Below are 24,894 nucleotides of genomic sequence, written 5' to 3'. Positions count from 1 at the left end.
GCAGTGTGTCAGTCAATGAATGCACCGACTGACACTGCGCCTTCGCGAGCAAGCCCGCTCCCACATTTTTAATCGTGGCGAGCCTCAAGTGGCATCAGCGTGGCTGACCATGCCCTTAATCACCACGGCAGCCGTGGCCAGCGCGGCCGGAATCACCAACGCCGTCAGCACTTGCTCGAAATTCCAGCCCAACCCCAGCAACGTGGCGCCCATCCAGGCACCCAGGATTGCGCCAAAGCGGCCGATACCCAGCATCCACGACACACCCGTGGCACGCCCCTGAGTCGGGTAAAAACGCGCCGCCAGCGACGGCATTGCCGACTGCGCACCGTTGACGCACATGCCCGCGATCAGCACCAAGGTCGCCAGTACCGTGATATTGCCCAGGCTCTGGCCCACCGCGTAGGCAAACACCCCAGCCAGCAGGTAGAACGTGCCGATGACTTTGTGGGGATTGAACCGGTCCATCGCCCAACCAACCCCCACGGCACTCAATACACCGCCAAACTGGAACAAAGCGCCGATAAAGGCCGCCTGTTCCATGCTGGCGCCGCTATCGCGCATCAGGGTGGGCAGCCAACTGGTGAGCAGGTAAACAATCACCAGGCCCATGAAGTAGGTGAGCCACAGCAACAAGGTGCCGGCGCTGTAGGTGCCAGAGAAAATCACCGCGAACACGTTGCGCGCCTTGACGGTTTTTTGTTCGGGCACGCTGAACGCGCTGGCTTGGGCGACGATGCGAGGCTCGATGGGCGACAGGGTCTGGCGCACTTTGTCGGTGCCGCGATTGCGCACCACCAGGTAGCGCGCCGACTCCGGCAGCCACACCACCAAGACCACTGCCAGGATCAATGGCAGGATGCCGCCGATCATCAACAAGGCATGCCAGCCGAAGGCCGGGATCAGCTTGGCCGAGATAAACCCACCGCCAGCCATGCCCAGGTTGAAGCCGCAGAACATACTGGTCACCAGCAGCGACTTGTGACGTTCGGGGGTGTATTCGGACAGCAACGTCGTTGCATTCGGCATCCCCGCGCCCAGGCCCAGCCCGGTGAGAAAGCGCAGCACCAGCAGTTGATCAACGTTGGTGCTGTAGGCCGATGCCAGGCTGAAGGCGCCGAACAGCAGCACCGCGCCCACCAGCACGACCTTGCGACCGAAGCGATCGGCCAGCGGGCCGGAGCCCAGTGCGCCGAAGACCATGCCGATCAACGCGGCGCTCATCACCGGGCCGAGGCTGGCGCGGTCGATGCCCCAGTCCTGGGACAACGCTGGCGCGATAAAGCCCATGGCGGCGGTGTCGAGGCCATCGAGGAAGACGATCAGAAAACACAGGATCACCACGCGCCACTGATAACGCGACAGTGGCTGGGCATTGATAAAGGACTGTACGTCCAGGGTAGTACCGACAGATGGCTGATTCATTATTGTTATTTCCACACCGATGGCGGGCGGACGACCTGGGGTCGCCATTATTATTGTGCGCAGTGCTGATAGCGCTGCCGCACATTAATAAGCCAGGGGAAACAGCGTCAATTGACCAGGCCGGGATCTGTGCGGTCACCGAACAGCTTAAGTGAATAACTGCGCACTCAACTCGCGGCTGGCGCTGAGCATGCTTGGCAAAAACCGCTGCTCCAACTCGGCGCGGCTGACCCGCCCGGCATGGGTACTGACGTTGAGCGCCGCCAGCACCTGGCCCGAAGCGTCATACACCGGCACGGCGATAGAACGCAGGCCCTGTTCCAACTCCTGGTCGACGATGCACCAGCCTTGCTGGCGGACTTTCTGCAGGCACTCAAGCAACGCCTCGGGAGTGCTCAGAGTGCGACTGGTCTTGACCTGCAAGTCGGCGTGGTCGAGGTAGTCCTGCAGCGAGGCGTCGTCCAGCGCTGCCAGCAGGATGCGGCCCATGGAGGTGCAGTACGCGGGTAAACGCCCGCCCACCGACAGGTCCACGGAAATCAGGCGTTGGGTGGTGGCCGAACGTGCGATGTAGAGGATGTCATCACCTTCGAGGGTGGCCATGTTGCAGGCCTCGTGCAGTTGCTCGCTCATGCGGTCCAGGTAGGGTTGGGCCGACACGGCCAGCGGCGTGGACGACAAGTAGGCATGGCCCAGGGTCAATACTTTGGGTAACAGCGAATAGGTGCGCCCATCGGTGGTGGCGTAGCCCAACTTGATCAGGGTGTGCAGGCAACGGCGCACGGCGGCGCGGGGAATTTCAGTGCGGTGGCTGATCTGGGCGATGGTGAGGTGACGCTTGCGCTCCTGGAACGCCTGCACCACGGCGAGGCCACGGGCCAGGGAGGTCATGAAGTCCGGATCACCGGTAAACGCCTGGATGCGCTTGGCCGCGGAGGCAACGATCGGCGGCGCCACCGACGCGAAGGAGTTGCGCAATTGATCGTTCATGTCGGGTTCCTTTCTCTTATTGTGGACCGCAAGGGAGCTGTGCTCGCTATTACAGGCTGCGTGGGCCGGGATGCACAAGGCATCACCCACAACATTGGGCGATTATCGGACGCCCATCCGATAATCGCAATTTGCCTCAGCACACCACGGCCCCTCTTGCGGCATTAAGCGATGGCTTAATATCGCCTGCGTTTGTGCAGCCTTTATGGCGCCAGAATTTCAGCAAATACTGACGTCTGCGCGTAACAAAAGACTCACACAAAGTTGACGCTTTTTAACTTTATGCTGATAGTGTTATTCAAATGCGCCGCTATAATGCACCCTGTGCGGAGGTCAGCCCGGTTTCAGTATCGGGAGCAGAGCTCGCCAAGTCATGCACAGGCAGTGCATGAGCGGTCGCAACTATCTGCCTTGAATGATTGCAATAACACCTGGCCTCTCGTGCCAAGTTCAAACTTGAACGCTTCATCGGTTCAACTTTAAACAGCCCGAGGGCGGCATTCAGGCATAACGCTGCAACGTAACGACACTCAACTTAATTAGGTAACAATGTGACGAAAGATGAACTGCGCGCGGAACTTGAGCGCCAGGAGCAACGTTACAAGGATGTTTACGGCGGAGAAGTCACCACTTACGCCGCCCAGCCTGAACCTGAACGCAAACCATGGCGCAAGCGAGCCAGCTTGCTCGACCAGGCCTTTGCCCAGGAAATCCAAAAGATCGAACAGGAACTCAAAACCGAGGAGCCCTAAGCGACCCGGTTTGAACCTCAAGGTTTGGCCTTGGCTGATGGCACACCGCCATCGGCCGGCAACCTTGCATCCCACTCAAGCCAGTGAAATTTCATACAAATGTTTCAGATATGACGTTTTAGTGACAATCCCCTGCCCGATTGGCCCTGCGCGTTATAAATCAAAGACTTGCCAAACCCCCGAAAACCCTGGGATGCGCCCCTTTCCCAGTGATCTTTTCAGTGAAGATTGTGACCGATGAGCAGCTAGTGCATCGATTACCGAGGTTTTCTGGCATAATCGCGCCCCCTTACGACCGGGTCAGAAAACCTTCATGATCGATTTATTCAGCGGACTGGATGCTTGGGTTCTAGTGAGCCTGTTGCTCGCCCTGGCCTTTGTCCTCGCCTTCGAGTTCATCAATGGCTTTCATGACACCGCTAACGCGGTGGCCACAGTCATCTATACCAAAGCCATGCCGCCGCACCTGGCCGTGTTCTTCTCCGGGGTGTTCAACTTCCTCGGCGTGTTGCTCGGCGGTGTGGGTGTCGCCTACGCCATCGTGCATTTGCTGCCGGTGGAGTTGCTGATCAATGTGAACACCGGCCACGGCCTGGCCATGGTCTTCTCGCTATTGGCAGCGGCAATCACCTGGAACCTGGGCACCTGGTACTTCGGTATCCCGGCCTCCAGCTCCCACACCCTGATCGGCTCGATCCTCGGTGTTGGCCTGGCCAACGCCCTGATCAACGATATCCCCCTGGCTGACGGTGTGAACTGGCAGAAGGCGATTGATATCGGTGCCTCCCTGGTGTTCTCGCCAATGGCCGGTTTCCTGGTGGCAGCCTTGGTGCTGATCGCCCTGAAATGGTGGCGCCCGCTGTCGAAGATGCACAAGACCCCGGACCAGCGCCGCAAGCTTGACGACAAGAAGCACCCGCCGTTCTGGAACCGCCTGGTACTGGTGATCTCCGCGATGGCCGTGAGCTTCGTGCACGGTTCCAACGACGGCCAGAAAGGCATCGGCCTGATCATGCTGGTGCTGATCGGCATCGTTCCGGCGCAGTTCGTACTCGACTTGGGCAGCACGACCTACCAGATCGAACGTACCCGCGACGCGACCCTGCACCTGAACCAGTTCTACCAGCGTAACCACGAGACCCTCGGTGAGTTCCTGGCCCTGGGTAAAAGCGTGAAGAATGATCTGCCGGGCAAGTTCCAGTGCAACCCGCAGCAGACCGAGCCGACCATCGAGGCCCTGCTGGGCACCTTGAAAGGTGTCTCGGACTATCACTCGCTGACGTCTGACCATCGCATTGAAGTACGCCGCTACCTGCTGTGCCTGGACGACACGGCGAAGAAAGTCAGCAAATTGCCGAACCTTTCAGCGCGTGACAAGGCCGACCTGGATAAGCTGCGCAAAGACCTGACCGCCACCACCGAGTACGCCCCGTTCTGGGTGATCCTCGCCGTCGCACTGGCCTTGGGCCTGGGCACCATGGTTGGCTGGAAGCGTGTGGTACTGACCATCGGTGAGAAGATCGGCAAGCAGGGCATGACGTACGCCCAAGGCATGTCGGCGCAGATCACCACCGCGAGCATGATTGGCCTGGCCAACATCTTCAGCCTGCCGGTGTCGACCACCCACGTGTTGTCGTCGGGCGTGGCCGGTACCATGGTCGCCAACAAGAGCGGCCTGCAAGGCGGCACCGTCAAGACCATTCTGATGGCCTGGGTGCTGACCCTGCCAGCAACAGTAGGCCTGTCGGCCGGGCTGTTCTGGTTGGCGTCGAAGGCGTTGGGTAGCTGATAACTTCCACGTAATAAAAAAGGTGCGATCCGCGAGGGTCGCACCTTTTTTTATGACTTTTTTTATTGAATCGCGCACAAAAAAAAGGGCGACCGAAGTCGCCCAAAATGCCTTGCGTGCTCATGTAACCCGGAAAGACTTAGGGTTTTTTACGCTTATTCGCGTCTTTCCAGATAAAAAGTCCAAACCCTGCAAAAAACACCACCATGAGGCTGACCGTCAGCACTCCGGCAAATACCACGTTATCGATAAACATGACCGGCCTCCTGCACTTGCCCTGTTGCGATAGGGCTAAGTTAATCGAGAAGGCGGATTGGAAAATTGACAAGGATCAATGTCGCCCGCGACGGGGCGTAAAGAAGGGCAATAACTGACCTGCATCAACGGATGCAGGCAGGTTCAACGTTTTTTTGGTTTGTTCTTGGTTTTCTTCTTGGCTTTGCCCAGCGGCATCGCCTGTTCAAACGCCTGGCGCACTTCATTCAGGCGCTTGTCGTTCAGGTCATGGACACGTTTGGCCCGTTCGGCATTCAGGTCGATCAGCTTGTCGTCATCACTCATGGCATGGCTTACGTCGTGGCGGGAATGGCTCAATAATGCGGCCTCCCCCGCCCCACCGCAAATCAGCGGGCGACAAAATGCAGGGCATCGCCCAAAATCGGCACTTTCCCATGCACTGGAGACGCGCTCAGGTGGCACTGCATAAGGACCTTCCGCCATTGCTGGCCCTGCGCGCCTTCGAGGCGGTGGCGCGGCACTTGAGTTTCATCAAGGCGGCGAGTGAACTCTCGGTAACCCAAAGCGCCTTGAGCCACCAAGTGCAAAAGCTTGAGCATCACCTGGGCAGACCGTTGTTTATCCGGCGCACCCGCGCCATAGACCTGACCGCCGACGGCCAGCGCTACTACGACGAAATCCGCCCGGCCCTCGATGCCATCGCCGCCGCGACCCGTAGCCAAAGGGTCGCGCCAAGCACCACAGTACTACGCATCGGCTTGCTGGCCTCCTTTGCCACCTTGTGGCTGGCCCCACGCCTGGCGGATTTTCTCAACCGTTACCCGCATATCCAGGTGGAGTTGTTGCCAGCCATTCAGTTGGCCAACGTGGCTGGCGCCGAAGTCGACCTGGCGATCCGTTACGGCAAGGGTGATTGGCCCGACGTGCAGGCCACCCGCCTGATGCCGGAAGTGATCTCGCCCGTGTGCAGTCCAGCGTTCAAGGCACGGCATGACAGCCCGCTGCTGATGGCCACCTCCCACCGCCCATTCGAATGGACCGATTGGTCCAGGCACTATCAAGTCGACCTCGCCAGCCACCCTCGCGTGATGCTGCACGACTACAACATCGTGGTCGAAGCCGCCGTGGCTGGCCAGGGGATCGCCATGGGTCGCCATCGCCTGATCGAACGCAGGCTTAAAGACGGCAGCCTGGTACAAGCCTTCGACTGGCCGCCCTACCACAGCGACATCGGCTATTGGCTGATCGCCCCCCAAGGTGCCACCGGCGAAGCGGCAGCGTGTTTCAGTCAGTGGTTGAAGGAAGTCTGCTGCGACGTGTGAGTTATTTCGATACATCGTGTGAGATCTATCCGTTTGTCGCCCATCGATGCAGACAACATGCTCAAGCCTCCCAACCCAGAGGATTGATCATGAGCGACTCCCTGCGTCAACGCGTGCAAGCCCTCGGCCTGACACTGCCCACGCCCGGTCAGCCGGCAGCCAATTACATCAACTACGTCATCAGCCACAACCAGCTATTGGTCTCCGGGCAAATTCCGATGGTGGACAGCAAACCTGCCTACGTCGGCCGATTAGGTGAATCCCTCAGCGATGCAGAAGGCACCCAGGCCGCGGAACTGGCGGCCCTCAGCCTGCTCGGCCAATTGAGCGACGCGCTGGGGGATGACCTGTCGCGCCTGGCGCGCACCCTGCGCCTGGGGGTTTTCATCGCCAGCAGCGCCGACTTCAAGCAACAGAGCGCGGTCGCCAATGGCGCGTCCAACCTGCTGGTCAACGTCCTCGGTGACAAGGGCCGACATGTGCGCACCGCCGTGGGTGTCTCCAGCCTGCCAGCCGGTGTGGCGGTGGAGGTTGACGCGATTTTTGAGCTGCGCCCATGAGCCCCCTGCACGTCCAGCAGTTGCGTGATGCCACGCCCGGTTGCCGGTCCGGCATCGTGCACTTCAACCACGCCGGGGCCTCCCTGCCCAGCCAGGCGACGCTCGATGCAATCATCGAGCAGCTGCAACGCGAAGCCCGCGACGGGCCGATGGAGGCGAGTGAACACGGCGCCGTGCTGGTGGAAAAAGCCCGACGCGCTGCCGGGCAACTGCTCAATGCGCCTGCCGCCTCGATTGCGTTTGCCAGCAGTGGCTCGACCGCCTGGAGCATGGCCTTCCAGGCATTGGGGCCGTGGCAGCGGGGAGATCGCATCCTGGTGGGGCGTCACGAATGGGGTGGCAACCTGGCGAGCATGGAGCTGGCCGTCCAGGCCGGCGCCTGTGTAGAAGTCATTCCCTGCGATAACACCGGCGCCGTTTGCCCGCTGGCATTGGAGGCGATGATTGATGCCCGCGTGAAGCTGATCGACCTGACGTGGCTCCCGGCCAATGGCGGCCTGATCAACCCTGCCCAGGCCATCGGCGAAGTGGCCAGGCGTCACGCCATCCCCTACTTCATCGATGCGGGCCAAGCCGTCGGCCAGGTGCCGGTGGATGTGCAGGCGTTGCACTGCGATGTGCTCAAATCGGCTGGCCGAAAACACCTGCGCGGGCCACGGGGTACGGCATTGCTCTACATACGGCCGGGCTTTCTCCAACACCTGAACCCCGCCCAGCGCGATGTGTTTTCCGCGCCTTGGACCGCCGAAGGTTTTGAACTGCGCAACGACGCCCGCCGCTTTGAAACCAGCGAGGCATCCTTCGCGCTATTGGCAGGATTGGGCAATGCCTTACAGGAAATAAATCGGTTGGGAATTGAGCAGGTATGGGAACAGGTCGCACAAACCAGCGCGCGAATCCGCGAAGGGCTGCGTCAGATCCCGGGCATTTCCCTGCATGACCTGGGCACGGCTCAATCAGGACTGATCGCCTTCAACCTCGCAGGCATGGACGCCTTCGAACTCAAGCGGCGACTGGGCTTGAAGCGTATAAACATCGGCGCCAACGGCGTGGCCTACACCCCGCTGGACATGCAGGCGCGAGGCCTGGCCAGTGTTGCGCGGATCTCCGTCAGCCCGCTCAATAACGAGCACGACATCGAGTTGCTGCTGACGGCCCTGCGGGAACTGCGCGACTAGACCTCGACATCCACCCACAGCCCCTGGCGCGGCGCATCTTCGATCAACGGGATGACCGGCACGGTGTTGTCGGCATTGAGCAAATCGCCCGGAATCGCCAGGTGTTGCTCTGGGTCTTCGTCGGCTTCGCGCCGGCGTTTTTGCTGTTCTTGCTGGCGACGTTGTTCTTCGCGCAACAGGAGGGTGGACTGCTCGGCATCGCCCTTTTTCAAGTCGATAGTGCTTTCATTGGAGCCCGCTTGAACTGGCACCACGGGCGGGATATCCGGCTTCTGGCGCACCGGATCGAGTTGTGATGTGACCGGCACAACGCTGACGGGCAGCATGGGTGGCAGCATAAGGTTTACTCTCCTGATCAACAGGCTGTCGGCGGGTTGCAGGGCGACTTGAATACCAGCTCGCCAAGCTGTGACCCAGTCGACACTCCCAAGTGCCCGCCACCCGTCGATTCAAACTTCGATCACCCACTCAAACGGAGTAGTTTTTGTCAGAGTCCTTTGGATGAGGGCCTTGTTCCGTTAAGATAGTCGGCTTTTTCACGGCGGGAGTCAGGCAGCATGGCGCAGCAGTATCAACCGGGGCAACGCTGGATTAGTGACAGCGAAGCAGAGCTGGGGTTAGGCACCGTTCTGGCACAGGACGGCCGCTTGTTGACCGTGCTCTATCCGGCCACTGGCGACACTCGTCAGTATGCGCTACGGAATGCGCCCCTCACCCGCGTGCGGTTCTCGCCGGGCGACAGCATCACCCATTTCGAAGGCTGGAAAATGACCGTACAGGAAGTCGACGACGTTGACGGCCTGCTGGTCTACCACGGCCTCAATGGGCAGAACGAGCAGGTCACCCTGCCGGAAACCCAGCTCTCCAACTTCATCCAGTTCCGCCTGGCCAGTGACCGTCTGTTCGCCGGCCAGATCGACCCGCTGGCGTGGTTCTCACTGCGTTACCACACCCTGGAACACACTAGCCGCCAATTACAGTCCTCCCTGTGGGGTCTGGGTGGCGTGCGTGCGCAACCGATTGCCCACCAACTGCACATTGCCCGCGAAGTCGCTGACCGAATCGCGCCACGGGTATTGCTGGCCGACGAAGTAGGCCTGGGCAAGACCATCGAAGCCGGCCTTGTGATCCATCGCCAGTTGCTGTCGGGCCGCGCCAACCGCGTGCTGATCCTGGTGCCGGAAAACCTGCAGCACCAATGGCTGGTAGAAATGCGCCGCCGCTTCAACCTGCAGGTTGCGCTGTTCGACGAAGAACGTTTTATCGAAAGCGATGCCGCCAACCCGTTCGAAGACACTCAGCTTGCGCTGGTGGCCCTGGAGTGGCTGGTGGACGACGAGAAGGCCCAGGACGCGCTGTTCGCCGCCGGCTGGGACTTGCTGGTCGTCGACGAAGCCCACCACTTGGTATGGCACGAAGAGAAAGCCAGCCCGGAATATGCCCTGGTAGAACAACTGGCCGAAGTGATCCCCGGCGTGCTGCTGCTCACCGCCACCCCGGAACAACTGGGCCAGGACAGCCACTTCGCGCGCCTGCGTCTGCTGGACCCGAACCGCTTCCACGACCTGGCCGCCTTCCGCGCCGAGAGCGAGAACTATCGCCCGGTAGCCGAAGCCGTGCAGGAGTTGATGGACAAGGGGCGCCTGTCGCCTAAAGCGCATAAAACCATCCAGGGTTTCCTCGGTGATGAAGGCGAAGCCCTGCTCACCGCCGTCAACGATGGCGACACCGAAGCCAGCGCCCGCCTGGTGCGCGAGTTGCTCGACCGCCACGGCACCGGCCGCGTGCTGTTCCGCAACACCCGCGCCGCCGTACAAGGCTTCCCGGAGCGCAAGCTGCACGCCTACCCGCTGCCGAACCCGGACGAATACCTGGAGTTGCCGCTGGGCGAACACGCCGAGCTGTACCCGGAAGTCAGCTTCCAAGCCCAGCCGGATATCGAAGAAGAAAACCGCTGGTGGCGCTTCGACCCACGGGTCGAATGGCTGATCGACCAGCTCAAAATGCTCAAGCGCACCAAGGTCCTGGTGATCTGCGCCCACGCCGAAACCGCCATGGACCTGGAAGACGCCCTGCGCGTGCGTTCCGGCATCCCGGCCACGGTGTTCCACGAGGGCATGAACATCCTCGAACGTGACCGCGCCGCCGCCTACTTCGCCGATGAAGAGTTCGGCGCCCAGGTGTTGATCTGCTCCGAGATCGGCAGCGAAGGCCGCAACTTCCAGTTCTCCCACCACTTGGTGCTGTTCGACCTGCCGTCCCACCCCGACCTGCTGGAACAGCGCATCGGCCGTCTGGACCGGATCGGCCAGAAACACGTGATCGAACTGCACGTGCCGTACCTGGAAACCAGTCCGCAAGAGCGCCTGTTCCAGTGGTACAACGAGGCGCTGAACGCATTCCTCAACACCTGCCCGACCGGCAACGCCTTGCAACACCAGTTCGGCCCGCGCCTGCTGCCGCTGCTGGAAGAAGCCGACGATGGCGAGTGGCAAGCCCTGATCGACGAAGCTCGCACCGAGCGTGAACGCCTCGAAGAAGAGCTGCACACCGGCCGCGACCGCCTGCTGGAGCTCAACTCCGGTGGTGCCGGTGAAGGTGATGCGCTGGTGGAAGACATCCTGGAGCAAGACGACCAGTTCGCCCTGCCGATCTACATGGAAACCTTGTTCGACGCGTTTGGCATCGACAGCGAAGACCATTCGGAAAACGCGCTGATCCTGAAGCCCAGCGAAAAAATGCTCGACGCCAGTTTCCCCCTCGGCGACGACGAAGGCGTGACCATCACCTACGACCGTAACCAGGCACTGTCGCGCGAAGACATGCAGTTCATCACCTGGGAACACCCGATGGTGCAGGGCGGCATGGACCTGGTGCTGTCCGGCTCCATGGGCAACACCGCCGTGGCGCTGATCAAGAACAAGGCGCTCAAGCCAGGCACTGTGTTGCTGGAACTGCTCTACGTCAGCGAAGTGGTTGCACCGCGCTCGCTGCAATTGGGCCGCTACCTGCCACCGGCCGCCTTGCGCTGCCTGCTGGACGCCAATGGCAACGACCTGTCGAGCCGTGTGTCGTTCGTGACCTTGAACGACCAGTTGGAAAGCGTGCCACGGGCCAGCGCCAACAAGTTCATCCAGGCCCAGCGCGACCAGCTGACGCCACGGATCAACGCCGGTGAAGACAAGATCACCCCGCAACATGCCGAGCGCGTGGCCGAGGCCAAGCGTCGCCTGGCGGCAGACACCGACGAAGAACTGGCGCGATTGACCGCGTTGCAAGCGGTCAACCCGACCGTGCGCGACAGTGAGTTGGTGGCGTTGCGTAACCAGCGTGAGCAAGGTTTGGCGATGCTGGATAAGGCGGCGTTGCGTCTGGAAGCGATCCGGGTACTGGTCGCCGGCTAAAAAAGAAGGCCCGCGCAATGCGGGCCTTCTTTATATGCCTTTCGGGCCTCTTCGCGAGCAAGCCCGCTCCCACATTTGATTGAGTTTCTCCAGTTGAAATGCAATCAAATGTGGGAGCGGGCTTGCTCGCGAAGGGGTCAACTCGGTCTCAAGCCGTCACCGCTGAACCCGGCACCTCCACTGCACTCAACCCCTCCTTCATCTTCTTGGCATCGCGCACAAAACAGCGTGAGGCCTGGAACAGAAACAGCATGGTCAAGAACAGCGCCACCGGAATCAGGTACATGGCGTCATGCAAGCCCACCGCTTTATAGGCCTCTGTCATTTGCTCAGCACCCGCGGCATACATCGCCGAATGGGCAAAGTGATCAGACAAGGCGCCCACCACAATCGGCCCCATGCCACCGCCCAGCAAATACAAGCCTGCAAAAAATAGCGCCATCGCCGTGGCTCGCAGGCGCGGTTCGACCACGTCCTGGATCGCGGTGTACACGCAGGTATAGAAGTTATAGGCAAACAGCCAGCCCACACTGAATACCGCAACGAACACCCCAATCTCGATGCGCCCCGCATGTAAGGCCCAGGCCGTGCAGACGGTCGAGATAATCAAGCTGAATGCGGCAAACAGCAGCCGACCATTGGCAATGCGCTGATGGATCTTGTCGGCAACCCAGCCGCCCAACGTCAAGCCCACCAGGCCGGTCAACCCGACAATCACGCCTGTGGCGACGGCCGCCTCCTGCAATGGCATCAGAAAGTAGCGCTGCAACATCGGCACCAGGAACGAGTTGCAGGCATAGGTGGCAAAGTTGAAACACAACCCCGCCAGCACCAGCCAAAGGAATGTCGGTACCGCCAGGATACGGCGAATCGGACGATCGACACGCTCCTGGGAAACACGCACGGTTTCGGCCGCGCCGCGCTTGGGCTCTTTGATATAGAACATGAACACCGCCAGGATCATCCCCGGCACAGCGGCAATAAAGAAGGGTGCGCGCCAGCTGTCAAACGCCTTGACCATCCAGCCAATGGTAAAGAAGGCCAACAACAGCCCCAGCGGCAGGCCCAGCATGAAAATCCCCATGGCCCGGGCGCGACGGTGTGCCGGGAACAGATCGCCAATCAGCGAGTTGGCGGCGGGCGCGTAACTGGCTTCACCGATGCCGATGCCCATGCGCACCAGCAAAAAGGTCCAGAAACTACCGACCATGCCATTGACCGCCGTGAGCCCGCTCCACGCGAACAGGCCCCAACCCATGAGCTTGCTGCGCGAGCCGGTGTCGGCCATACGCCCGAGCGGCAGGCCGGCAATGGCGTAGACGATGGTAAAGGCGGTGCCGATGATGCCGAGCTGAAAGTCGCTCAGGTGCCATTCCATGCGGATTGGCTCAATGATGATCGCCGGAATGGTGCGGTCGAAGAAGTTGAACAGGTTGGCGAGGAACAGCAGGAACAGAATGCGCCAGGCATTCGCCGCTTGGGTCGAGTTCTGCATGGGTCCGTCTCTTTTATTGTTATGAGAGCTGCGATGCCCGATGCATCCTGCCCGGTACCTGCAACATAGTCAGGCGGACGGCGGTTGTCTGTAATGATTCGTAAAGCTGATAGGGCATGATTTCACCCGGCATTACGGGACTTTCCCTACAAAAATATATGTGAGTGCCCCCCTTCCCAACGGCCATGGCCCGGATAGAATGGCGAGCCTTCCGTAACACCCCATTCCTGCTTTTCTTATCGATGACGCCCATGTCCGAAGCCAGTCCGTGTCTGAGTTGCGGTGCCTGCTGTTCCTACTTTCGCGTGTCTTTCTTTTGGGGAGAGTGCGCCTCATCCGGCGGAACGGTGCCCGATGACCTGGTGGTTCAGATTAACCCCACGCGTGTGGCGATGATCGGTACCGACCAGAAGCCTGCACGCTGCTGCAGCCTTGAGGGCGAAGTAGGCAAAGGCACCCGTTGCTCGATCTATGAGCAACGCTCCAGCCCCTGCCGAGAGTTTGAAGCGTCCTGGCACGAGGGCGTGCAGAACGTCGATTGCGATGCCGCCCGTGCGGCCTTTGGCCTGCCGCCACTGGAAATGCCGTTCAAACTGGAATTGCCCATCAGCGCTTAGCATTAAACGCTATGGATGGCATGCCAAAATCGTTGAGAGCAAAGTGCCATTATTCATGGCGAATCCCCCATGGCTTCTATACTCGACTCTGTAGGTCATCGCCGTAGGCAGTGACGTAATGACTCTATGGTGGGCATGCTATGGAATGGCTGGGTCTGCATTTCTTTACCGACCTGCCAGAAAGCGGGCACTTATTACTCAATTGCAGTCATAACCCCTTTCTGGTGCTGCTGGCCTACTTGGTCGCGTGCGCGGCAGGTTTCGGCACGCTGGACATGGCTGAACGCGTCGGCCATGTCGAAGACCCTACCGCCAGGCGCCACTGGCGCTGGCTCGGTGCCGGTTGCCTGGCCGGCGGCATCTGGTCCACCCATTTCATCAGTATGCTGGCCTTCCAGGCCCCCATCGCCATCCACTACGAATTGCTCATGACGTTCGCCTCGCTGCTGATTGCGCTGGTGGCGTCGTTGTTTGCGATGAAGACCCTCAGCCATACCCAACTGCGCTTTCACCAGTACGTGCTGGCATCGGTGTGGATGGGGCTTGGCATCGCCTTGATGCACTACGTCGGTATGTCGGCGATGCGCTCGCAGGCCCAGGTGTATTTTGGATCGGAGTTGTTCCTGGCTTCGGTCGCCATTGCCATCGGCGCCAGCCTGGCGGCGTTACTGCTGTCGAGTTACTTGCGCAACGGTGCCGGGGTGTTTCATCAGTTGCTCAAGTACGCCGCCAGCCTGGTGCTGGGCGCAGGCATCCTGAGCATGCACTTCACCGGCATGGCGGCCATGCGCCTGATGGTGCCTAACGGTGCCGACCTGTCGCTGCCGCTGGACAACAACCCCATCCAGCTGGGCTTGTCGGTGGCCGTCATTACCTTGTTGGTGATCGGCAGCAGTATCAGCGCCGCCCTCGCGGACAAGAAACTGCAGCACAAGGAACGTGACCTGCGCCGGGTCAATGCCTTGCTCAGCGAGTTGGACCAGGCCCGCGCCTCCTTACAACAAGTCGCCCATTATGATGCGTTGACCAGCCTGCTCAACCGCCGGGGCTTCAACCAGATCTTTGCGGAAAAACTCGCCGAAAAAACCGCCTCACACGGCATGATGGCGGTGATCTTCCTCGATATCGACCACTTCAAGCGTATCAATGACAGCCTCGGCCACGATGCCGGCGACCAGTTGCTTTCGGTGCTGGCCGGGCATATCAAGGGCTCGGTACGCAGCCATGAAGATGTGGTGGCACGGTTTGGCGGCGACGAGTTCTGCATCCTCATCAGCATCCATCACCGCGATGAAGCCCGCCACATGGCCCAGCGCATCATGCAAAAAATGAAAGAGCCCATCGAACTGGCCGGACGGCGCATGGTGATGACCACCAGCATCGGCATCAGCCTGTTTCCCGATGACGGCCTGACCTGCGAAGAGCTGCTGAAAACCGCCGACCTGGCGCTGTACCAATCCAAGGACACCGGGCGTAACAGCCTGACGTTCTTCAGCTCCAACCTGAAAACCCGCGCCTTCCTCGAACTGCAACTGGAAGAGGAACTGCGCGGTGCCCTGCGCACACGCAACCAGTTGGTGCTGTTCTACCAACCGATCTTCGACATGAAGCTGGGCAAAGTCACGCGCCTGGAAGCCCTCGTACGCTGGCAACACCCGCAGCACGGTTTGCTGGCCCCGGACCGCTTCATCGGTATTGCTGAGAACAACGGCTTGATTGCCGACCTCGACCACTGGGTGCTGCGCCAGGCCTGTCACGACCTGAGCCTGCTGACGGAACGGGGCTACACCGAATTGACCATGGCGGTGAACTGCTCGGCCCTGAACCTGGCCCGTGATGAGCTGGCGGATGAGATCGAGGACGCCTTGCGCTTCAGCGGGATCGGCGCCAACCGCCTGGAACTGGAAGTCACCGAAAACGCGCTGATGGGCAATATCAGCAGCACCCTGGCGCTGCTGCGGCAAATCCGGGCGCTGGGGGTGTCCCTGGCCATCGATGACTTTGGCACCGGCTACTCGTCCCTCGCCTACCTCAAGCGCTTGCCCCTCAACACCTTGAAGATTGACCGCTCGTTTATCCAGGACATCCCCAAATCCACCGCCGATATCGAGATCGTCCAGGCCGTGATCGGCATGGCTCACACCCTGCACCTGGAGGTGGTGACCGAAGGCGTGGAAACCCAGGCCCAGTTCGACCTGCTGCTCAAGCATGGCTGCGACTTCGTCCAGGGCTACCTGCTGAGCCCGGCGGTGTCGGCCAGCGACATCATCGGCGTGATCCAGGGCATCGAAATGCGCAACCCGCTCTACCCGTTCAGCACCGCGGGCACCAAGGACACCGGCACACCGAAAGAGCCTTCCCCTGCCCGCTCCGGGCCCACGTCCGTCGTCAGGCCAATTCGCTGACGCCCAATCTTTGGCATTTCGCCATCATTTGCCTAAAGAACCCCGACGAACGGCCGATTCATCAGAGTCTGGCCACGTTTCCCGTGGAAAAACCTGGGTCCAACCCCATCGTCCCGGACAAGGACGCACTGTAAAAGTCGCGAACTCCCATTCCGTGATGGCCCTTTGAATTGCTTCAGCCATCCGCCCAGGCACATGGCGCACAATGACTTCTAAAAATAACTCTGCCACCGTGGTATCCGACGTGTCGCTCCCCGCTCCTGCGGACAAGCCCTCAGGTTCAAAGTCATTGAGCAGCGCGCGCCCGCTGGCCACCCAGCAATACCTGTATTTCACCGAAACCAATACCGACCGCATCCTCGATAACCTCGACGGCCTGCGCGACATGGTGTTCCCGCGCCCGCCGCACCTGGAAGTCGACGGCGAGCAGCGTAGCGAACAGGAGTTCCCGTCGGTGTGCCTGATTGGCCTGGGCCGCTGCGGTTCGAACATTGCGCTGGACGTGGCGGAGTTGGTGTACAACGCGCGCAAGTTCTACCTCAACGAATTCAGCACCGAGGACAAGTCCGCCGACAAGGGCTACAGCCCGGCCCAATGGATCCGCAACAACCTGCGCCTGGGCAGCGGCAAGGCCACCAAACCAGTGTTCCTGGTGGAACCACTGGTGATGCTGGGCGACCTGGACAAAGACATCGCCGGGCGTATCCGCTTCTCGCGCAAGGGCGAAAAAAGCGGCTTTTTACGCGACTACAGCAAAATGAAGATCATGGACCTGTCGGAAGTGCATGCCGGTGGCGCCGGTAACGCGCCGATCCTCGGCCAGTACCTGGCCAAGATCATCCTCAATAAAGACACCCAGCGCTTTTCTAGCCCCGATTGGAAGATGATCCACTCGTATCTCATCGATTCCTGCGGCATCAAGGCCAACCAGTCGCGCCTGTATTTTTCGATTTTCAGCGCTGGCGGCGGTACCGGTTCGGGCATGGCCTCGGAATTCGGCCTGGCCCAACAGCACTCGTACATGAACAAGACGTTCGACACCAAGCCCGCCGACGAGCACGACAGCAAGAGCGGCCATGCCTTTGTGTTCGAGCCGATCTTCACCAGCGGTATCTGCGTGCTGCCGAATATTTCCGACCACCGCAGTGAAATGTCCGAGGCGCTGCATATCAACGCCGGGCGCTTGCTGTGCAAGTACCTGTCGGAAGAATGGGACTTCTCTTACAACTTCGCCAACGAAGACAGCAGCGAAGCCAGCGTTAAAGGCCGCATCCGCCCGTGGAACGCGATGATGCTGATCTCCAACGACATCATGCGTTACGCCGAAGAAAGCGATGACGGCAATATCCAGAACATTGATGTCAATGCCATGGAAAAACACGCCAACCAGTACATCTCCCAGCAGATCTTCAACATCCTCACGGCCCAAGCGGTGACCACCGACTACGACCAGAATTACTTCCGTCGCGCCGGTATCGACATTGGCGAAACCATTCGCCTGGATGCCAACGACCTGTTTATGAGCCTGGCCGGCCCGGTGGCGATTGCCTACGCCGAATCCGTGGTGCCGGAAACCCCGCCGCCGTCGAGCGACAAGTTCAAGGTGTTCGAGAAAGAACCCCAGCGCCTGAATATCGATGACCTGTTCTTCCGCTCCATCGACCTGCCGCACTTCAACAAGGTCACCCAAGCCATCGAAGGCATCAGCCTGTTGCCGATTGAATCCAAACGCTACAAGGCGTCCCTGGAGCAATACAAGAATTCGGGCTATGACGCGGCGGCGCTGCATGACCTGCACTTCTTCAAGAACTGCTCGTCGGTGGTGTCCATTGTGTCGCTGCCCAAGGACTACAAGCTGTCCTACATGGACCTGAACCGGCTCAAGACCCACCTCAACAGCCTGTTCCCCAACACCACCCTAAAGCGTTATGCCCTGGTGATCGGCGCGTCGGCCAACCTGTCGTTGACCACCTTGATCGCCAAAAGCCCGTGCCTGTCGGACGACTTCCTCACGCTGATCGTGGCGTTTATCAAACGCTGCTTTGCGCGCAACCCGTACCGCTTCGATGACACGCTGGACAACTCGATCCTGGACTTCATCATCCACGAGGACTTCGACGAAGACCGTATCGACGAGTTGCTCAACGAGTTCGAGAACCCGGCAAAAATCCTCGATACCAACTGGTACGCGATCAAGCCGATGTATGAGAAAAAGTACCGCGAGTTGATCAACGACAAGGACAAGTTTGTGTCGATCAATGACATTCGCCTGTCACGGGATTGCGTGAAGAAGGCGGTCAAGTACCTGCGTGAGATCTACCGTCACCGGATCGGCAAGACCAAGGTGATTTCGTTGAATAACCACACGGGCAAGACCACCTGAGCACAGGCGACGGCGCCGCTCGACGCCGTCGCCCTTTCAGCGCGCCTGTTGTTGGCGCAGGAAAGTGAGGATCTTTTGCTCGTCGGTCGGCTTGGTAGGCCGGGGTAATTGTGTTGGCCAGTGACTCTCGCTCGTGCCAAAAAACCTTTTCTGCTCGACTTCGTCCCACCCGCGGATTTCACGCAACGCCGACTCCCACCAGCCATGTCGACAGACATCGTAATAAGGATGCGCTGGCGCCGCGCTGCCGTAGAGCAAGTCACGGCCGACCCTTTTCACGTGCTTGCGATGATTGCGCAACTTCCATTTGATACGCAGCCGCTGCCAGGGCGACGGCACCGGCTTGACCTTGGGCACGTCCAGGCATCGCGTAACCAGCGCGGGGTCGAACGCCTCACCATGCAGGTTGAAGAAATGTGCCTGCATCGCATGGAAGAAGCGCTTGTCGGCATAGAAGTGATGAACAAACTTGCGCGCCTCGCGCACCGTATTGCCGCGCATCGCGAAGGAAATTGCGACTTGTTCGATGGTATGGATCTCGAACGCGTCGCGGGTCCACTCGTCGATCAGCCGAATCGATGTGTCGAGCAGCGGCCCATCGCTGGCCCGCACACCACACAGGCCACTGTTGTAGAGCTTGAAGCTGTTACTGGCGCTGATGCCGTGAGCGTGCAGGTGACGACCCAGCTTGAGGTAGTCGGGGCGCTTGCACACATAGCTCCAATCGTATTCGAACTCGTCCATCACGTATTGGCCGGGCTCGATCAGCTCGAACACACGATGGGGAGACTTGAGGAACAACGTGTCGGTGTCGACGAACAGGGTTTTGTCTGCCAGCGTCAGGCCCTGGGCGATGGCACAGGCCTTGCGGCGATGGATATAACCGTTTTCGCCTTGCCACCGAGCGAGGGTCTGTGGGTCCAACTCGATGGTTTCAACCGGCCAGCCGATGTAGTCCTGCGGGCGATCGGTCATGACCCGGATGCACAGCGACTCGCCTGATTTGAGCTGGGACAGGGCAGTGAGAATGCTGAACTTGGCCTCGCGCCGATAAACATCCCCATTACCGTAGACAAGGTAGAGCAACTGGTGCGGCATTTTCTCTAAAGGTGGCAGCGCTGACGGCATGGCTAGCTCCATGGAACAAGCCGCGAACTTTACCGGAATCCACCAAAAATTCATCGAGCCTTACGGACTTTTCTGATGGTTAGGCGCCTTTGTTCACACCGAGAAACAATTCTTCCGCAGGTTTAGCGGTGAGAAAACTGTTCCCATGACGCGCACGTCACCCTCAGCTGTGACCTTTCTCTACGGCAAGATGCCATCACCGTCTCAGCGGTTACTCGGCTACACACTTATTCTCGAGAGAATCTCGCACCTTTTTGGTGCTCGATTTTATCAGGCCGCCCTTTCCTGGATCAGGATCCACGGCGAAACCACCACTGCCCATAGGCTAGGATCGCGTTCAACCAAGTCCAATGCCCGCGTCGCAGACACCTCGCCAAGGCTGCCTGAGGCCAGCCAGGCAGCGACTTTGTCACGGTTGTCTTCGGCCATTCCCTCGGCGGCTTCGATCAAATCCAGGCCGGCATCGACCCACAATAGGGCACCCTTGGCAAAGAACGGCTCAAGCTCCTTCCAAGAAATTTCGGCGGTTTCGCCGAGCAGCTTGGCATAGAGGGTGCTAGGTTCTTGCGTCATGGGAATTCACCTGAGTAAAAAATCGGCGCAATCATAACGTCGCGGCTCTTGTAGAAAAACCCAGTTGCAAATGAGTCATCGATAGAAAGTGTCAGAAAAGCCAAGGATTGCCCGAGACTCCGGCATCAACCCGCCGCAATTCTGTCTTTTTCTTTCATTTAAGCGACACGCCCGGGTTTTGCCCCCAGCAGCCAGCTTTTCAAGCGATCAACCGGCGCTCTACACTGTACCGGTACAGTTGCCAGGGCACTGCCGGGGGATATCCGAGATATCTGATCCGGTTCAGCAGCTCACAAGGCCGCTAGAACTATAAAAAATACAACAGTAAGAGTGGAGCACTATGAATAAGGCTACTAAGCAGATTTCCAAACTGTTTGCCGCAATGGTCCTGGCTGGGGTTGCCGGCCATTCGTTCGCAGCCGACACCATCAAGATCGGCATCGCCGGCCCGAAAACCGGCCCGGTGACGCAATACGGCGACATGCAATTCATGGGTGCCAAGCAAGCCATCGCCGACATCAACGCCAAGGGCGGCGTCGACGGCAAACTGCTTGAGGCCAAGGAATACGACGACGCTTGCGATCCTAAACAAGCCGTTGCCGTCGCCAACAAAGTGGTCAACGACGGCGTCAAGTTCGTGGTCGGCCACCTCTGCTCCAGCTCCACTCAGCCAGCGTCCGATATTTATGAAGACGAAGGCGTGATCATGATTACCCCGGCCGCCACCAGCCCGGAAATCACTTCCCGTGGTTATAAACTGGTGTTCCGTACCATTGGCCTGGACAGCGCTCAAGGCCCTGCCGCCGGTAACTACATCGCCGACCACGTGAAGCCGAAAGTCGTTGCTGTGATCCACGACAAACAGCAATACGGTGAAGGTATCGCCACCGCCGTCAAACAGACCCTCGAGAAAAAAGGCACCAAGGTTGCCCTCTTCGAAGGCATCAACGCGGGCGACAAAGACTTCGGTTCCCTGATCCAGAAGCTCAAGCAAGCCAACGTCGACTTCGTCTACTACGGCGGCTACCACCCTGAGCTGGGCCTGATCCTGCGCCAAGCCAAGGAAAAAGGCGTGAATGCCAAGTTCATGGGCCCAGAAGGCGTCGGCAACGACTCCATCTCGCAAATCGCCCAGGGCGCTTCCGAAGGCCTGCTGGTCACCCTGCCAAAATCCTTCGACACCGATCCGGCCAACAAGGCAATTGTTGAAGAGTTCACCAAGAACAAGCAGGACCCAACCGGTCCATTCGTGTTCCCGGCCTACTCGGCTGTTGAAGTCATCGCTGGCGGTATCGCTGCCGCGAAGAGCGAAGACACCGCCAAGGTGGCAGCAGCCATCCACGCAGGCACCTTCAAGACCCCAACCGGCGACCTGAGCTTTGATGCCAAGGGCGACCTGAAGGACTTCAAGTTCGTGGTCTACGAATGGCACTTCGGCAAACCAAAAACCGAAGTTTCCCCTCAGTAAGCCAGGCGTTACTGGTCCAACAAGCCCACTGTGAGAGCAGTGGGCTTTGTTTTACGAGGTTTATGGGCCTGTCACCCGCGATCCGGGCGCTGGCTCACCTGAAAATCTTAAAACCGTCACCAGCGGTTCGCTGGCAAACGCGCTGGGCAAATGTGGTCACAGAACACAGCCCGGGGCCGGAACATGACTCCACCAGTGAAATGCGTATCGGGTTTTTAGGAGCGCTGTAATGCCTGAGATCTATCATTTTTTCCAAACGCTGGTTAACGGGATGACCGTTGGCAGCACCTATGCCTTGATAGCCATTGGCTACACAATGGTTTACGGCATCATTGGAATGATCAACTTCGCCCATGGCGAGGTCTACATGATTGGTTCCTACGTGGCCTTTATCGCCCTTGCCGGGCTGGCCATGATGGGTATCCATTCCCTGCCGCTGTTGATGACCGCCGCGTTCCTTGCGTCGATCGTCGTGACCAGTGCCTATGGCTACAGTATCGAGCGCGTTGCGTATCGCCCCTTGCGTGGCAGCAACCGCCTGATCCCGTTGATTTCCGCCATCGGCATGTCGATTTTCCTGCAGAACACCGTATTGCTGTCCCAGGATTCCAAGGATAAATCCATTCCCAACCTGATCCCGGGGAGCTTCTCCTTCGGCCCGGGTGGCGCACAAGAAGTGCTGGTTTCGTACATGCAGATCCTGGTCTTCGTCGTCACCCTGGTGGCCATGCTGGGCCTGACCCTGTTCATCTCCCGCTCCCGTCTGGGGCGCGCCTGCCGGGCCTGCGCCGAAGACATCAAGATGGCCAACCTGCTGGGCATCAACACCAACAACATCATCGCCCTGACCTTCGTGATCGGTGCCGCACTGGCTGCCGTTGCGGCGGTGCTGCTGAGCATGCAGTACGGCGTGATCAACCCCAACGCCGGTTTCCTGGTAGGCCTCAAGGCTTTTACCGCAGCGGTCTTGGGCGGCATCGGCAGTATCCCGGGCGCGATGCTCGGTGGCCTGGTGCTGGGTGTGGCCGAAGCGTTCGGCGCCGATATCTTCGGCGACCAATACAAGGACGTCGTGGCGTTCGGCCTCTTGGTTCTGGTGCTGTTGTTCCGTCCGACCGGCATCCTGGGCCGTCCGGAGGTTGAGAAAGTATGAGCAGATATCTTAAATCGGCGTTTTTCAGCGCCTTGCTGGTCTGGGCCGTGGCCTTTCCGGTACTCGGCCTCAAGCTGAGCATTGTCGGCATCAACCTGGAAGTGCATGGCACCGGGCCCGTGACCCTGACTGTCATTGCCCTGTGTTCGGTGCTGATGTTCCTGCGCGTGTTGTTCAGCGATCAATTCAGTGCCTTGCTCAAGAGCAACCGTGGCCCGCTGGTATCGCCCAAGGTCAGCCAATTCCTGACCCTGCCGCGCACCCAGCGCTACATCATCATCGGCCTGATCGTGGCTGCGTTGATCTGGCCGTTCTTCGGCTCGCGCGGCGCCGTCGACATCGCCACCCTGATCCTGATCTACGTGTTGCTGGGCCTGGGCCTGAACATCGTGGTGGGCCTGGCCGGCCTGCTCGACTTGGGTTATGTGGGCTTCTACGCCGTGGGTGCGTACACCTATGCGCTGCTCTCGCACTACCTGGGCTGGAGCTTCTGGATCTGCTTGCCGTTGGCGGGCATGGCGGCGGCGACATTCGGCTTCCTGCTGGGCTTCCCGGTGCTGCGTTTGCGCGGTGACTACCTGGCCATCGTGACCCTGGGTTTCGGTGAAATCATTCGGTTGTTCCTGCGTAACCTCACCGACATCACCGGTGGCCCCAACGGCATCAGCAGCATTCCCAAACCCACCTTCTTCGGGCTGTCGTTCGACCGTACCGCCGCAGAAGGCATGCAGACGTTCCACGAGTACTTCGGGATCGACTACAACCCGGTGAGCAAAGTGGTGTTCCTGTACCTGGTGGCGCTGGTGCTGGCACTGGCCGCGTTGTTCGTGATCAACCGCCTGCTGCGCATGCCAATCGGCCGTGCGTGGGAAGCCCTGCGCGAAGATGAGATCGCCTGCCGCGCCCTGGGCCTGAACCCGACCATCATCAAACTCTCCGCGTTCACCCTGGGTGCTGCGTTCGCAGGTTTTGCCGGCAGCTTCTTCGCGGCTCGCCAAGGCTTGGTCACCCCGGAGTCGTTCACCTTTATCGAGTCGGCGATCATCCTCGCCATCGTGGTATTGGGTGGCATGGGCTCGCAGTTGGGCGTGATCCTGGCGGCAATCGTAATGATCCTGCTGCCGGAAATGATGCGTGAGTTCAGCGAATACCGCATGTTGATGTTCGGCGCCATGATGGTGCTGATGATGATCTGGCGTCCTCAAGGCCTGCTGCCCATGCAACGTCCACACATGGAGCTGCGCAAATGAGCCGCGAGATCCTGAAAGTCGAAAACTTGAGCATGCGCTTCGGCGGCTTGCTGGCGGTCAACGGCGTGGCCCTGACCGTGAAAGAGAAACAAGTGGTTGCCTTGATCGGCCCTAACGGCGCCGGCAAGACCACGGTGTTCAACTGCCTCACCGGTTTCTACAAGCCGAGCGGTGGCAGCATCCTGCTGGACGGGCAGCCGATCCAGGGCCTGGCCGGCCACGAGATCGCCCGCAAGGGCGTGGTGCGCACCTTCCAGAACGTACGGTTGTTCAAGGACATGACAGCGGTCGAGAACCTGTTGATCGCCCAGCACCGTCACCTGAACACCAACTTCCTGGCAGGCCTGTTCAAGACCCCGGCGTTCCGCAAGAGCGAGCGCGAGGCCATGGAATTCGCCGCGTACTGGCTGGACAAGGTCAACCTCACCGAGTTCGCCAACCGCCCGGCCGGCACCCTGGCCTATGGTCAGCAGCGTCGCCTGGAAATCGCCCGCTGCATGATGACCCGCCCGCGGATCCTGATGCTCGACGAACCAGCCGCTGGCTTGAACCCCAAGGAAACCGAAGACCTCAAGGCGCTGATCAGCGTGCTACGTGAGGAACACAACGTCACGGTGCTGCTGATCGAACACGATATGAAACTGGTCATGAGCATTTCCGACCACATCGTGGTGATCAACCAGGGCACGCCGCTGGCCGACGGGACGCCGGAGCAGATCCGCGACAATCCTGAAGTGATCAAAGCCTATTTGGGGGAAGCGTAAA

At 59.7% G+C, this 24,894-nt stretch carries 21 protein-coding genes; 13 read left to right on the top strand and 8 right to left on the bottom strand.

Going from position 1 to position 24,894, the window contains the following annotated elements; translation table 11 throughout:
* Positions 1-84: 84 nt before the first annotated feature.
* Positions 85-1,425: an MFS transporter gene (locus tag ACLD1Y_RS18715; RefSeq protein WP_429479326.1), complete on the bottom strand. Its 1,341-nt coding sequence runs from the start codon at positions 1,423-1,425 to the stop codon at positions 85-87.
* A 147-nt stretch (positions 1,426-1,572) separates the two neighbouring features.
* Positions 1,573-2,415 (bottom strand): pca regulon transcriptional regulator PcaR, encoded by an 843-nt coding sequence (pcaR, locus tag ACLD1Y_RS18710; protein WP_429479325.1) that lies wholly within the window; start codon positions 2,413-2,415, stop codon positions 1,573-1,575.
* 551 nt (positions 2,416-2,966) lie between these two features.
* Here pcaR and ACLD1Y_RS18705 point away from each other — a divergent pair.
* Both ACLD1Y_RS18705 and ACLD1Y_RS18700 read left to right on the top strand, forming a co-directional pair.
* Positions 2,967-3,167, top strand: a complete 201-nt coding sequence (locus ACLD1Y_RS18705) for a hypothetical protein (protein ID WP_003189295.1) — start codon at positions 2,967-2,969, stop codon at positions 3,165-3,167.
* Positions 3,168-3,480: 313 nt separating this feature from the next.
* A complete protein-coding gene (locus ACLD1Y_RS18700) occupies positions 3,481-4,956 on the top strand; it encodes an inorganic phosphate transporter (protein ID WP_429479324.1) in 1,476 nt (491 codons plus the stop codon).
* Positions 4,957-5,095: 139 nt separating this feature from the next.
* Here the strand turns inward: ACLD1Y_RS18700 and ccoM are convergent, their stop codons facing one another.
* Together ccoM and ACLD1Y_RS18690 are read right to left on the bottom strand one after the other, a co-directional pair.
* Entirely contained in the window at positions 5,096-5,212 is a 117-nt protein-coding gene (gene ccoM / locus ACLD1Y_RS18695; protein ID WP_337678412.1) for a cytochrome c oxidase subunit CcoM, read from the bottom strand.
* 143 nt (positions 5,213-5,355) lie between these two features.
* A complete protein-coding gene (locus ACLD1Y_RS18690) occupies positions 5,356-5,550 on the bottom strand; it encodes a hypothetical protein (protein WP_429479478.1) in 195 nt (64 codons plus the stop codon).
* Between the two features lie 98 nt (positions 5,551-5,648).
* Here ACLD1Y_RS18690 and ACLD1Y_RS18685 point away from each other — a divergent pair, with 98 nt between their 5' ends.
* The 3 genes from ACLD1Y_RS18685 to ACLD1Y_RS18675 all read left to right on the top strand — a co-directional run bounded on the left by ACLD1Y_RS18685 (position 5,649) and on the right by ACLD1Y_RS18675 (position 8,253).
* Positions 5,649-6,515, top strand: a complete 867-nt coding sequence (locus ACLD1Y_RS18685) for a LysR substrate-binding domain-containing protein (protein WP_429479323.1) — start codon at positions 5,649-5,651, stop codon at positions 6,513-6,515.
* An 89-nt stretch (positions 6,516-6,604) separates the two neighbouring features.
* The gene (locus ACLD1Y_RS18680) at positions 6,605-7,075 is read left to right on the top strand and encodes a RidA family protein (protein WP_429479322.1); all 471 of its coding nucleotides are present in this window, start codon (positions 6,605-6,607) and stop codon (positions 7,073-7,075) included.
* Positions 7,072-8,253 (top strand): aminotransferase class V-fold PLP-dependent enzyme, encoded by a 1,182-nt coding sequence (locus ACLD1Y_RS18675; protein ID WP_429479321.1) that lies wholly within the window; start codon positions 7,072-7,074, stop codon positions 8,251-8,253. Before ACLD1Y_RS18680 ends, ACLD1Y_RS18675 begins: the two co-directional genes overlap by 4 nt.
* Here ACLD1Y_RS18675 and ACLD1Y_RS18670 read toward each other — a convergent pair.
* Positions 8,250-8,591, bottom strand: a complete 342-nt coding sequence (locus tag ACLD1Y_RS18670) for an aspartate-semialdehyde dehydrogenase (RefSeq protein WP_429479320.1) — start codon at positions 8,589-8,591, stop codon at positions 8,250-8,252. The two genes, ACLD1Y_RS18675 and ACLD1Y_RS18670, sit on opposite strands and share 4 nt — an antisense overlap.
* Positions 8,592-8,810: 219 nt before the next feature.
* Here ACLD1Y_RS18670 and rapA point away from each other — a divergent pair, with 219 nt between their 5' ends.
* A complete protein-coding gene (gene rapA, locus ACLD1Y_RS18665; RefSeq protein ID WP_429479319.1) occupies positions 8,811-11,657 on the top strand; it encodes an RNA polymerase-associated protein RapA in 2,847 nt (948 codons plus the stop codon).
* A gap of 148 nt (positions 11,658-11,805) precedes the next feature.
* On the opposite strand, the gene ACLD1Y_RS18660 is transcribed toward rapA, so the two are convergent.
* A complete protein-coding gene (locus ACLD1Y_RS18660; protein WP_429479318.1) occupies positions 11,806-13,152 on the bottom strand; it encodes a spinster family MFS transporter in 1,347 nt (448 codons plus the stop codon).
* A gap of 251 nt (positions 13,153-13,403) precedes the next feature.
* Here ACLD1Y_RS18660 and ACLD1Y_RS18655 point away from each other — a divergent pair, with 251 nt between their 5' ends.
* The 3 genes from ACLD1Y_RS18655 (at position 13,404) to ACLD1Y_RS18645 (ending at position 18,557) form a co-directional block, all read left to right on the top strand.
* A complete protein-coding gene (locus tag ACLD1Y_RS18655; protein WP_429479317.1) occupies positions 13,404-13,769 on the top strand; it encodes a YkgJ family cysteine cluster protein in 366 nt (121 codons plus the stop codon).
* Between the two features lie 140 nt (positions 13,770-13,909).
* Entirely contained in the window at positions 13,910-16,174 is a 2,265-nt protein-coding gene (locus ACLD1Y_RS18650; RefSeq protein WP_429479316.1) for a putative bifunctional diguanylate cyclase/phosphodiesterase, read from the top strand.
* 205 nt (positions 16,175-16,379) lie between these two features.
* Entirely contained in the window at positions 16,380-18,557 is a 2,178-nt protein-coding gene (locus tag ACLD1Y_RS18645; RefSeq protein WP_429479315.1) for a hypothetical protein, read from the top strand.
* Positions 18,558-18,593: 36 nt separating this feature from the next.
* Here ACLD1Y_RS18645 and ACLD1Y_RS18640 read toward each other — a convergent pair whose 3' ends face one another.
* Both ACLD1Y_RS18640 and ACLD1Y_RS18635 read right to left on the bottom strand, forming a co-directional pair.
* Positions 18,594-19,685: a hypothetical protein gene (locus ACLD1Y_RS18640; RefSeq protein WP_429479314.1), complete on the bottom strand. Its 1,092-nt coding sequence runs from the start codon at positions 19,683-19,685 to the stop codon at positions 18,594-18,596.
* A gap of 270 nt (positions 19,686-19,955) precedes the next feature.
* A complete protein-coding gene (locus ACLD1Y_RS18635; protein ID WP_017735930.1) occupies positions 19,956-20,258 on the bottom strand; it encodes a DUF2288 domain-containing protein in 303 nt (100 codons plus the stop codon).
* A 340-nt stretch (positions 20,259-20,598) separates the two neighbouring features.
* On the opposite strand from ACLD1Y_RS18635, the gene ACLD1Y_RS18630 reads away from it, so the two are divergent.
* The 4 genes from ACLD1Y_RS18630 (at position 20,599) to livG (ending at position 24,893) form a co-directional block, all read left to right on the top strand.
* Positions 20,599-21,726: a branched-chain amino acid ABC transporter substrate-binding protein gene (locus ACLD1Y_RS18630; protein ID WP_429479313.1), complete on the top strand. Its 1,128-nt coding sequence runs from the start codon at positions 20,599-20,601 to the stop codon at positions 21,724-21,726.
* A 229-nt stretch (positions 21,727-21,955) separates the two neighbouring features.
* A complete protein-coding gene (livH, locus tag ACLD1Y_RS18625; RefSeq protein WP_429479312.1) occupies positions 21,956-22,879 on the top strand; it encodes a high-affinity branched-chain amino acid ABC transporter permease LivH in 924 nt (307 codons plus the stop codon).
* Positions 22,876-24,129 (top strand): high-affinity branched-chain amino acid ABC transporter permease LivM, encoded by a 1,254-nt coding sequence (locus ACLD1Y_RS18620; RefSeq protein ID WP_429479311.1) that lies wholly within the window; start codon positions 22,876-22,878, stop codon positions 24,127-24,129. Before livH ends, ACLD1Y_RS18620 begins: the two co-directional genes overlap by 4 nt.
* Positions 24,126-24,893 (top strand): high-affinity branched-chain amino acid ABC transporter ATP-binding protein LivG, encoded by a 768-nt coding sequence (gene livG, locus ACLD1Y_RS18615; RefSeq protein ID WP_017735934.1) that lies wholly within the window; start codon positions 24,126-24,128, stop codon positions 24,891-24,893. The genes ACLD1Y_RS18620 and livG overlap by 4 nt, the downstream gene beginning before the upstream one ends.
* Position 24,894 lies beyond the last annotated feature (1 nt).

The organism is Pseudomonas sp. 18175, assembly GCF_050432925.1.
Taxonomy (GTDB): Bacteria; Pseudomonadota; Gammaproteobacteria; order Pseudomonadales; family Pseudomonadaceae; genus Aquipseudomonas.
Note: the sequence above shows the minus strand (reverse complement) of the source record. Positions and strands in the feature narration are given on the sequence as shown.